This is a genomic window from Janthinobacterium sp. BJB426 (assembly GCF_002735705.1).
Taxonomy (GTDB): domain Bacteria; phylum Pseudomonadota; class Gammaproteobacteria; order Burkholderiales; family Burkholderiaceae_D; genus Janthinobacterium.
The window spans coordinates 63,044-72,894 of record NZ_PDZL01000023.1; the positions used below are offsets into that span (position 1 = coordinate 63,044).

The following is a 9,851-nucleotide window of genomic DNA, read 5'->3' on the forward strand; positions in this document are numbered from 1 at the left end:
GAGAATCTCACATGAAAAAAGTCCTCATCTTAGGCGTCAACGGCTTCATCGGCCACCACCTGTCCAAGCGCATCCTGGAAACCACCGACTGGCATGTCTACGGCATGGACATGAACACGGACCGCATCACGGAATTGCTGGAAGATGACAACTACAAGTCGCGCATGCACTTCTTCGAAGGCGACATCACGATCAACAAGGAATGGGTCGAGTACCACGTCAAGAAATGCGACGTGATCCTGCCCCTGGTCGCCATCGCCACGCCATCGACCTACGTCAAGCAGCCGCTGCGCGTGTTCGAACTGGACTTCGAAGCCAACCTGCCCATCGTCCGCTCGGCCGCCAAGTACGGCAAACACCTGGTCTTCCCGTCGACCTCGGAAGTGTATGGCATGTGCCATGACGAGGAATTCGACCCGGAAAACTCGGAACTGATCTGCGGCCCGATCAACAAGCCGCGCTGGATCTATTCGAACGCCAAGCAGCTGATGGACCGCGTGATCTGGGGCTACGGCATGGAAGGCTTGAACTTTACCCTGTTCCGTCCGTTCAACTGGATCGGCGCCGGCCTCGATTCGATCCACACGCCGAAAGAAGGTTCCTCGCGCGTGGTGACGCAATTCTTTGGCCACATCGTGCGCGGCGAGAACATCTCGCTGGTCGACGGCGGCGCGCAGAAACGCGCGTTCACCTATATCGACGACGGCATCGATGCACTGATCCGTATCATCGCCAACAAGAACGGCATCGCCAGCGGCAAGATCTACAACATTGGCAATCCGACCAATAACTATTCGATCCGCGACCTGGCCGGCATGATGCTGACCCTGGCCGCCGAATACCCGGAATATGCCGAAGGCGCGAAACACGTGAAAATCGTGGAAACGACGTCGGGCGCCTACTATGGCGCCGGCTACCAGGACGTGCAAAACCGCGTGCCGAAAATCACGAATACCTGCGAAGAGCTGGGCTGGGCGCCGACCACCACCATGGCCGATTCCCTGCGCAATATTTTCGACGCCTACCGCAGCCAGGTAGCCCAAGCCAAAGCACTGATGGATTAATGTTGAGCAAGCCGTTCCTGACCCTGAAAATCGACGTCGATACCTATCGCGGCACCCGTGAAGGCATGGGCAATCTGGTGCGCATGCTGGCCGCGCACCGGGCCAAGGCCACTTTTCTGTTCTCGCTGGGCCCCGACCACACGGGTTGGGCCCTGCGGCGCGCCTTGAAGCCCGGCTTTTTCAGCAAGGTCTCGCGCACCTCGGTGGTCGAGCACTACGGCTTGAAAACATTGATGTACGGCACTTTGCTGCCAGGACCCGATATCGGCAAGCAATGCGCGGCGCAATTGCGCGCCGTGCGCGATGCCGGTTTCGAGTGCGGCATCCACACCTGGGATCACACCCTGTGGCAAGACAACGTGGCCAAGCGCAACGCCGCCTGGACCATCAACATGATGCGCAAGGCCGCCAACCGCTACGAGCAAGTGTTTGGCACCAAGGCCCACACGCACGGCGCGGCCGGCTGGCAAATGAATGTCAGCGCCTTTGTCGAACACGACACGGCCGGCTATCGCTTTGCCTCCGATGGCCGCGCCATGCTCGACGCGCGCGGCGCCATGGTCCATCCTAGCAATGGCCCGCACCGCGTGCGCAATGGCAACACCATCCTGCAATGCGTGCAACTGCCCACCACCCTGCCCACCCTGGATGAATTGCTGGGCTGCGAAATCGACGGCAAACTGATCACGACCGGCAATGTTGCCGCGCATATATTGTCGCTGACGGCGGATAATCCCCGCGATCACGTGTATACCTTGCATGCGGAACTTGAAGGACAGAAACTCGCCCCCATTTTCGAACAATTGCTGGCTGGCTGGAAAGCCCAGGGCTACCAGTTTGCAGCGATGGGCGATTATTATGAAAAGATAAAAAATACGGACTTGCCCGTTTGTCCCGTCACCTGGGATGAGTTGCCAGGCCGTTCGGGACGCCTGATTGTGCAGGGCAAAGCGGCCTGAATGCTGTATTGTTGCACCTGGATGCGTTGCCAGATTAAAAACAGCGCTGATGATCACCGTTCAGGAGAGAACCTGTGGCTGATAGCCAATCCCTCGTAAGCATACCCGACTTTAGCGCCGCTATGACCAGCGGCAAGACCTTTCAGTTGCTGGGCCGTCCGGCCAAGGCCACCGTGCTGTTTTTCTATCCGAAGGACAACACCCCTGGCTGCACCACGGAAAACATCGCCTTCCGCGATGCGTATTCACCATTCGTCGCCGCCGGCGTGGAAATCTACGGCATCAGCCGCGATTCCCTGCGCTCGCACGAAAGTTTCAAAGCCAAGCTGGAGCTGCCATTCGAGCTCATTTCCGACCCGGACGAAGCCGTTTGCCTGCTGTTTAACGTCATGAAGATGAAACAGATGTATGGCAAGACGGTCCGTGGCGTCGAGCGCAGTACGTTTGTGATTGACGCCCAGGGCCGATTGGTGAAAGAATGGAGAGGCGTGAAGGTCGCAACTCACGTGGAAGAAGTGCTGGAATTCGTAGCGCATCTGAATTGATCGTCCATTTTGATCCAATGCGCGTTGTCGGCTTCCAGCGAGCCTGGTTCAACCGCAGTTCAGTTCACGGTACCTATCGCCATTTTGAGTCAACGAAGCGCCTCCACCCACTCCGCCAGGCGGGCCTGCAGCCCGCCGATGGCGTCCATGACCGGCCATGCTGCCGGCCTTCCGGCAGTTACTCGTCTTGTAGCATTGTTGTTCCCCCGCATCCACCCCATGAGAAGTGCCGCCAGAAGCTGGCTGCCCATGGGCGATTCATTCCAGAAATTTTTTGATTGAGATCCTGATGCCACTGCCAAAATTACCGAGCAAGCCAGCCACCATCCTGGCCACCCAAGATTACCCAACCGCAGGCGCAGCGCGCCCGGCCACCAAAACCCCGGCAGCCAAGAAAGTGGCTGCACCGATCATTGAAGCGGCGATCGCCGAAGTTGCCAAGCCGGTCCGCAATGCGGCCACGAAGATCAAGCAAGTGGCGGCCCTGATGGTCGCCAAGCCGGCACCTGCACCTGCGCCGGTTGCGGCCGCACCTGCCGTCGTTGCCGCGCCTGCGGCGAAAGCCAAGCCGGCGGCAAAAGGCAAGGTCACGCCGATCAAGCCAGTCAAGCAAGCCGAGCAGCCACATCCGGCCAAGCACAAGGCGGTCGAAGTACAGCTCAAGTCGTCCGCCAGCCGCGCCGCCGACCAGCGCGGCATCAGCAAACTGTTCGTGCTCGACACGAACGTGCTGATGCACGATCCATCGTCGCTGTTCCGCTTCGAGGAACACGATGTGTACCTGCCGATGATGACCCTGGAAGAGCTGGACAACCACAAGAAGGGCATGACGGAAGTGGCGCGCAATGCACGCCAGGTCTCGCGCACCCTGGACGCCCTGATCAGCAACACGGATGACGACGCCATCGAACACGGCATCCTGCTGTCCAAGCTGGGCAACAAGGATGCCAAGGGCCGTCTGTTCTTCCAGACGCGTCTGCAAAGCGCCGACCTGCCGGCTGGCTTGCCAGTGGGCAAGGCCGACAACCAGATCCTCGCCGTCGTGCGTTCGCTGGAATCGGAACAGGAAGGCCGCCCCGTCGTGCTGGTGTCGAAAGATATCAACATGCGCATCAAGGCGCGCGCCCTGGGCTTGCCGGCCGAAGATTACTTCAACGACCATGTGCTGGAAGACACAGACTTGCTGTACTCGGGCATCGTGCAATTGCCGGACGACTTCTGGAACAAGCACGGCAAGGATATGGAATCCTGGCAGGAAAGCAAGAACGGCTACAGCTCGACGTTCTACCGCGTGACGGGCCCGTTCATTCCATCCTTGCTGGTCAACCAGTTCATCTACCTGGAACCGAAAAACGGCGAAACGCCATTCTACGGCCAGGTAAAACAGATCAACGGCAAGACGGCCGTGCTGCAAACCCTGCGCGACTTCAGCCACACGAAGAACAATGTGTGGGGCGTAACGGCGCGCAACCGCGAGCAGAACTTCGCCCTGAACTTGCTGATGAATCCGGAATGCGACTTCGTCACCCTGCTGGGCCAGGCCGGTACCGGCAAGACCTTGCTGGCCCTGGCCGCCGGCCTGGCGCAAGTGCTGGAAACCAAGCTCTACAATGAAATCATCGTCACCCGCGTGACGGTACCGGTGGGCGAAGACATCGGCTTCCTGCCAGGCACGGAAGAAGAAAAGATGTCGCCATGGATGGGCGCCTTCGACGACAACCTGGAAGTGCTGAACAAGTCCGACTCGGATGGCGGCGAATGGGGCCGTGCGGCAACGCAAGACCTGATCCGTTCGCGCATCAAGATCAAGTCGCTCAACTTCATGCGCGGCCGCACATTTGTGAACAAGTTCCTCATCATCGATGAAGCGCAAAACTTGACGCCGAAACAAGTCAAAACCCTCGTCACACGCGCCGGTCCCGGCACGAAGATCCTGTGCCTGGGCAACATCGCGCAGATCGACACACCGTACCTGACGGAAGGCTCGAGCGGCCTGACCTACGTGGTCGACCGCTTCAAGGGCTGGACCCACAGCGGCCACGTCACCCTGGCCCGCGGCGAGCGTTCACGCCTGGCCGACCACGCCAGCGAAGTGCTGTAACGTGCTGTAAGTTATAGCGGGCGGCGCAAGCTGCCCAGTCATTCGAAGCCCCGGCTGCAGCGATGCAGGCGGGGCTTTTTTCTTGTGCGCGACTTTTCGTGGAGGCATGTTCTAATACCGCTCCTTTCTTTCAGGACACCATATCCGATGCACCCCGCTTTCCAGTTGTTGCTCTGCCTTATCCTCTTCATGCTGATCCACATTTCCGTCATGGCCCTGTGCGCTCGCGCATTCGGCATCACCGTGCGCAGCATCAGCTATGGCGTGGGACCGACCTTGCTGACTTTAGGAAAAGTCCATGTCAAGCTGCTGCCCCTGGCCGGCAACGTGGTGCTGAAGGATACGCGCGAGGAAACCTTGTATGACGACGATCCCTGTCTTGATGCCTATAACTTCCAGCCGCTGTGGAAGCAGGTGCTGCTGCCATTGAGCGGCGTGGGGGTACTGCTGGCCTTATCGCTGGGCATCATGGGAGCGTCGGGCTGGGAGTGCTTTGTCGCTGCCTTCGGGCAGATCATCCACGGCGCACTGGCGCCGCTGTCCGTGGCGCAGGAATTGCTGGGTGATGGAGAAACCTTTGCCCGCACGCACGGCTTTGCGCTGCTGTTCGCCCTGTTCTCATTGAAACTGTGCGCCTTCAACCTGCTGCCGTTCGCCGGCTTGAACGGCGGACAGGCGCTGCTGGCCATCGCGCGCGGCGGACGCGCTTTTGTGGCGTGGGAAGAAACGGTGACGAAATGGGTGCTGTTGCCGGGGCTGGCGGTCTTGCTGGCGTGGGTGGCGGCGCTGGCCGTATATGGCTGGCGCGCGCCGGGGCTGTAATCGCACGGCCCCGGCTGGCTACAGCCTGGTACAGCCCGGTCATGGCTACAAATTCACCTTCAAGCTCAACAGGGCTTCACGTTCCGCGCCACGGAAGATGCCGCCAAAGTATTTTTTATCGAAGACATTGCCGATATTCAGGGCTAGGCGGTAACGCGCCGTTTCATAGGCCACGGCGATATCGGCCAAGGTGTACGGATCATTCAGGTACAGCGCATTGGCCGCGCCATTGTAGGGCGAACTGCCACGGTAGCGCAGGCCGCCGGCGAGCATCAGGCCAGGCACGGCCAGGGGCCGGTAGTCGAGCCACACGCTGGCCGCATGGCGTGTCGTTTGCAGGCTCTGGCGGCCGATTTCGTAGTCGTGGTTGCTCTTCGTCGTGCGCGGGTCAAGATAGGTGTAGCCAGCCAGCACACCCAGCTCGGGCACGGGTTTGAACGTGCCTTCCAGTTCCACGCCCGTAGCGCGCACTTCGCCCGTCTGTATTGACGAACGCGGATGCAGTGGGTCCGGAGTCGTGACATTCGTTTGCGTCAGATCAAACAATGATGCCGTCAGCATGGTGGAGGTGCCAGCAGGCTGGTACTTGATACCCAGCTCCACCTGCTTGCCTTTGCGTGGCTGGAAAGCCTTGCCGTCAAAGTCGCGGCCCGTGGCCGGATCGAACGAGGTGGCATAGCTGGCATACGACGCCACGCCATTGTCGAACAGGTACAGCAGGCCTGCGCTGCCCGTGGTGGCATTGTCGCCGATGCGCGTGGTCGCCGAATTGCGCTGCGTGCTGCGCGCGCGGTCGTGGCGCAGGCTGGCGTTCGCCACCCATGCGCCCAGCTTGAACTGGTTCAAGGTGTAGAGGCCAGTCTGCTTGAGGTCAGTATCCGTATAGTCGAGTTCAGGCGCAGCGACCGCCTGATGGTACACCGGCAAATAAATATCCAGGTCCGGCACGTCCCAGCCAAAGCCCAGGCCGTCATTTTCCTTGTATCTCAGGTAATCGATGCCCGCCACAAAACGGTGTTCGATCTCGCCCCAGCGAAATTCCTTTTGTGCGCGGCTGTCCACCGTCCAGGTCTTGCCGTCCACTTTTTCCGCCAGGCTGCCGCGAGTGGCCGTGCGTCCGTCCGCCAGCAAACCCTCGGCATAAATATGCTGATAATCGACCTTGATGGTGGCATAGCGCAAGTTTTGCGTCAGCTTCCAGCCACTCCCTGTTGCATGCTCGAACATATAGCCGAGGGCGCGCGTATCGCGGTTGAAATAATCGAAGGACGGGTCGCCCGCCGTGCGGCTTACGGGCAAGTCCTTGATTTGCGGATGGACAAACAGGCTGGGCCACCATGGTTTCGGCGTACCCCGCTCTTGCGAATATGTGCCCAGCACGGTCAGACTGGTGCGCGCCGAGATGTCCCAGCGCAGCGACGGCGAGATGGAAACGCGGTTGTTCTTCGACTCGATGGGACGGTCGTTGGCATCACGACCCGTCAGCGTGACGCGGTACAACAAGCCATCGTTGCCCGCGACGGCTCCGCCCAGGTCGGCATTGACCTGATAGCGCTGGTAGCGCCCTGCGGAAACGCCCACGCTATTGACGTGGTCGGCGCTCGGCAGCTTGGACGTGACATTGATCATGCCACCTGGGCGACCCTGGCCGTAGAAGACGGACGCGGGCCCCTTGATGACTTCTACGCTGTCGAGGTCTTCCATTTCGCTATTCCAGGAACCATAACTGCCCGCCGACAACAGCCTCAAGCCATCCTGGTAGTACGAGCTGCCATCGCTGAAGCCGCGGATGGTGGCGCCCGACATGCGCACGTCGGCGCCCGTCACGTCCGTCAGCACTCCCGCCGTATACGCCAGCGCCTGTTCGATGCTTTTCGGCGCCTGCGTCTTGATCTGTTCACGCGTGACGACAGAAATGGCGCGTGGCGTCTCGATCAATGGCGTGCGCATCTTGGTGGCGGCCACGCTGATCGGTACATAGCCGCGCGATACCGTACCCTCGCCTGCGTCAGCCGCTGCCATGACGGAAATCAACGGCATGACGGCGTCCGGCGCCGTGCCTGCGCTGGCCACGGCAGGCGCGGCGCGCAGCACATAGCTGCCCGCTTCCAGTTCGACCGCCTGCAAGCCCGTGCCTGCAAGCAAGGCCGCCAGGGCAGCCTGCGGCGTATACTGTCCCTGCAAGCCGGCCGTGCTCTTGCCGCTGGCCTGTTCGGGCGTGTAGCTGAGCAAGACATTCGCGGCGCTGGCCAAGCTGCGCAGCGCAGGCGCCAGCGGACCGGCAGGGATGTTATAGGCCAGGCGCGTGGCGCCAGCCTGCTGGGCCTGGGAAGTTTGCGCCTGCGCGAGGGCTGGCATGGCCGCATACAGTGCCAGGCTGCACACGGCCAGCGACACGGCACGGGCGATGGGAAGGATTTGCGGTGTGGAAATATAGCAATGCTGCTTGCGACTGACGGACATGGTGTAAAGCCTCTCGAATGGACTGCTGAAATGATTCCCCTACTTAGCAGGTGCCTTGAGAAGACGAATCGGGCAGGCTCGACGCGAAAAGTCCTGCCCTGCAGGCGCACCTGATACAGGCGAACTTTTGCGACTGGTCCAGACGAAAGATCGTAATTTCAGCGCTTACATGGATTTAAATTACAAATGAAATATTCATTCATGAAATGAATAACACCTATCGCCACTGTGAATTGGCCGGAAGCGAAACGGCGGCCTATACTCAAGCCGTCTCCCCTACTCTGCTTCCCATGTACACCCTGCTCAGCCCGCATACCTCGCGGGCTTTTTGTTCCCGGCCATTGCCACTCCGTCTTTCCCCTTTTAACGATCACCGGGCGCGCTGTTCCCCGCCAGCCCAGCTCCCCACAGGGAGCACAGCATGATCGTGCGCGAGCGTCCCTCGGCGCTGCGCTTGTTCCTCGTGGTGCGCGGCTCCGTCCTGCCGCGCATCCGCACCACGCTGATCGTCAATACCCTGATCGCCACCCTCGTCACCTGGTGCCACGGCACCTTGTTCGACCACAAGGTGATCCTCACGACCATCCCATTCACCCTGATCGGCTTGCCGCTGGCCATCTTCCTGGGCTTTCGCAACACTGCCGCCTACGACCGCTACTGGGAAGCGCGCAAGCTGTGGGGCGAACTGGTCTTGCGCAGCCGGAATTTCTCGCGCCAGTGCCAGACGATGATACGCAGCGACACGCCGACCCACGCCAGGCTGGGCCTGGAAGACGTGCGCGTGCGCATGATTTACCGCACCATCGCCTTTTGCCACGCCCTGCGCCACCAGCTGCGCGACACGCGCGGACCCGCCGACCTGCAGCCGCTGCTGCGCCCGGCCGAATGGGACGCGGCCTGCAAGGCATCGAATCCGTCCGACTACCTGATGCTGCAGATGGGCCACGACCTGGCCGACTGCGTCCGGCAAGGTCGCATCGACAGCATCCTGGCCACGCAGATCGATAATACGGTCTCGGCCATGGTGGGCGCAGGCGCTTCGTGCGAACGCATCCGCAGCACGCCGATTCCCTTCTCGTATTCGCTGCTGCTGCACCGCACGGCCTATCTGTACTGTTTCCTGCTGCCCTTCGGCCTCGTCGATTCGCTGGGCTTCATGACGCCGTTTGTCGTCGCCATCGTCGCCTACACCTTCTTTGGCCTCGATGCCCTGGGGGACGAGATCGAGGAACCGTTCGGCGAAGACGCCAACGATCTGCCGCTGTCGGCCATGTGCCGCGCCATCGAAATCAGCTTGCGCGAATCCGTGCAGGACGAGAACGTGCCGCCGCCCATGCAAGCTGACGATTATTTGCTGCATTAAAATCAGCGATCACGCTGCCGCTTGACCTTCCCACCGGGGCAAGGATTACAGTGGCAGCACTTAATCATTCAAGGAGTGCTTGCCATGTATCAGTTACAAGTTGAAAACATGAGCTGCGGCCATTGCGTCGGCTCGGTCACGAAAGCGGTGCAAGGCGTCGACCCGCAAGCCCAGGTGCAGATCGACCTGGCCAGCAAGCGTGTCACGGTGGAATCACCCGCCGAACTGGGCGCCATCAGCGCGGCCATCGTGGAGGCGGGCTACCCCGTCACCAGCGCGCAATAAGCGACACCTGCCCAGAACAGCCGGCCCTTGCGCCGGCTGTTTTTTTATGGCTATGTCACCGTCAGATGTGGGAATACTCCCAGGGTTGCTTTCAATAACGTTTCTGGCGAACGGATGCGCCCGGCGTCGAGTATCCAGCGCCAGCCCAGGTAATTTGGCAGGTAGCGCGTCGCCACGCCGTGAAACGGACGCAGCCATTGCCGCAAGCGGCTGTGATACGCATTGACGTTCTGCACATGCGCGGCGCCC

General features: G+C 60.6%; 8 protein-coding genes and 1 pseudogene. 7 read left to right on the plus strand and 2 right to left on the minus strand.

Annotation, left to right across the window (positions count from 1 at the left end; genetic code table 11):
* Positions 1 to 11: 11 nt before the first annotated feature.
* The 5 genes from CSQ93_RS25150 (at position 12) to CSQ93_RS25170 (ending at position 5,491) form a co-directional block, all read left to right on the plus strand.
* Positions 12 to 1,064 carry a bifunctional UDP-4-keto-pentose/UDP-xylose synthase gene (locus tag CSQ93_RS25150; protein WP_070290550.1) on the plus strand — a complete coding sequence of 351 codons (1,053 nt, stop codon included), beginning with the start codon at positions 12 to 14 and terminating at the stop codon, positions 1,062 to 1,064.
* Entirely contained in the window at positions 1,064 to 2,023 is a 960-nt protein-coding gene (locus CSQ93_RS25155) for a polysaccharide deacetylase family protein (protein WP_099380392.1), read from the plus strand. The genes CSQ93_RS25150 and CSQ93_RS25155 overlap by 1 nt, the downstream gene beginning before the upstream one ends.
* A gap of 74 nt (positions 2,024 to 2,097) precedes the next feature.
* On the plus strand, positions 2,098 to 2,568 hold the full coding sequence (locus CSQ93_RS25160; protein ID WP_099380393.1) for a peroxiredoxin: 471 nt from the start codon (positions 2,098 to 2,100) through the stop codon (positions 2,566 to 2,568).
* Positions 2,569 to 2,857: 289 nt separating this feature from the next.
* On the plus strand, positions 2,858 to 4,669 hold the full coding sequence (locus CSQ93_RS25165) for a PhoH family protein (protein WP_099380394.1): 1,812 nt from the start codon (positions 2,858 to 2,860) through the stop codon (positions 4,667 to 4,669).
* A 147-nt stretch (positions 4,670 to 4,816) separates the two neighbouring features.
* Positions 4,817 to 5,491, plus strand: a complete 675-nt coding sequence (locus CSQ93_RS25170) for a site-2 protease family protein (RefSeq protein ID WP_099380395.1) — start codon at positions 4,817 to 4,819, stop codon at positions 5,489 to 5,491.
* Positions 5,492 to 5,536: 45 nt separating this feature from the next.
* Here the strand turns inward: CSQ93_RS25170 and CSQ93_RS25175 are convergent, their stop codons facing one another.
* Positions 5,537 to 7,954 (minus strand): TonB-dependent siderophore receptor, encoded by a 2,418-nt coding sequence (locus CSQ93_RS25175; RefSeq protein ID WP_233516339.1) that lies wholly within the window; start codon positions 7,952 to 7,954, stop codon positions 5,537 to 5,539.
* Positions 7,955 to 8,375: 421 nt separating this feature from the next.
* Here CSQ93_RS25175 and CSQ93_RS25180 point away from each other — a divergent pair, with 421 nt between their 5' ends.
* Both CSQ93_RS25180 and CSQ93_RS25185 read left to right on the plus strand, forming a co-directional pair.
* Positions 8,376 to 9,317, plus strand: coding sequence for a bestrophin family protein (locus tag CSQ93_RS25180; RefSeq protein WP_099380396.1), 942 nt, complete (start codon positions 8,376 to 8,378; stop codon positions 9,315 to 9,317).
* An 84-nt stretch (positions 9,318 to 9,401) separates the two neighbouring features.
* Complete coding sequence (locus CSQ93_RS25185; protein WP_077407505.1) at positions 9,402 to 9,602, plus strand: heavy-metal-associated domain-containing protein; 201 nt, start codon at positions 9,402 to 9,404, stop codon at positions 9,600 to 9,602.
* 50 nt (positions 9,603 to 9,652) lie between these two features.
* On the opposite strand, the pseudogene CSQ93_RS25190 reads toward CSQ93_RS25185, so the two are convergent.
* Positions 9,653 to 9,851: pseudogene (locus CSQ93_RS25190) on the minus strand (IS1595 family transposase); the annotation flags it as partial.

What these genes read in the sequence shown, in the direction of transcription:
- CSQ93_RS25150 (WP_070290550.1), top strand. Translation starts at nt 12, where the DNA reads ATGAAAAAAGTCCTCATCTTAGGCGTCAACGGCTTCATCGGCCACCAC.
- CSQ93_RS25155 (WP_099380392.1), top strand. Translation starts at nt 1,064, where the DNA reads ATGTTGAGCAAGCCGTTCCTGACCCTGAAAATCGACGTCGATACCTAT.
- CSQ93_RS25165 (WP_099380394.1), top strand. Translation starts at nt 2,858, where the DNA reads ATGCCACTGCCAAAATTACCGAGCAAGCCAGCCACCATCCTGGCCACC.
- CSQ93_RS25170 (WP_099380395.1), top strand. Translation starts at nt 4,817, where the DNA reads ATGCACCCCGCTTTCCAGTTGTTGCTCTGCCTTATCCTCTTCATGCTG.
- CSQ93_RS25175 (WP_233516339.1), bottom strand. Translation starts at nt 7,954, where the DNA reads ATGTCCGTCAGTCGCAAGCAGCATTGCTATATTTCCACACCGCAAATC.
- CSQ93_RS25180 (WP_099380396.1), top strand. Translation starts at nt 8,376, where the DNA reads ATGATCGTGCGCGAGCGTCCCTCGGCGCTGCGCTTGTTCCTCGTGGTG.
- CSQ93_RS25185 (WP_077407505.1), top strand. Translation starts at nt 9,402, where the DNA reads ATGTATCAGTTACAAGTTGAAAACATGAGCTGCGGCCATTGCGTCGGC.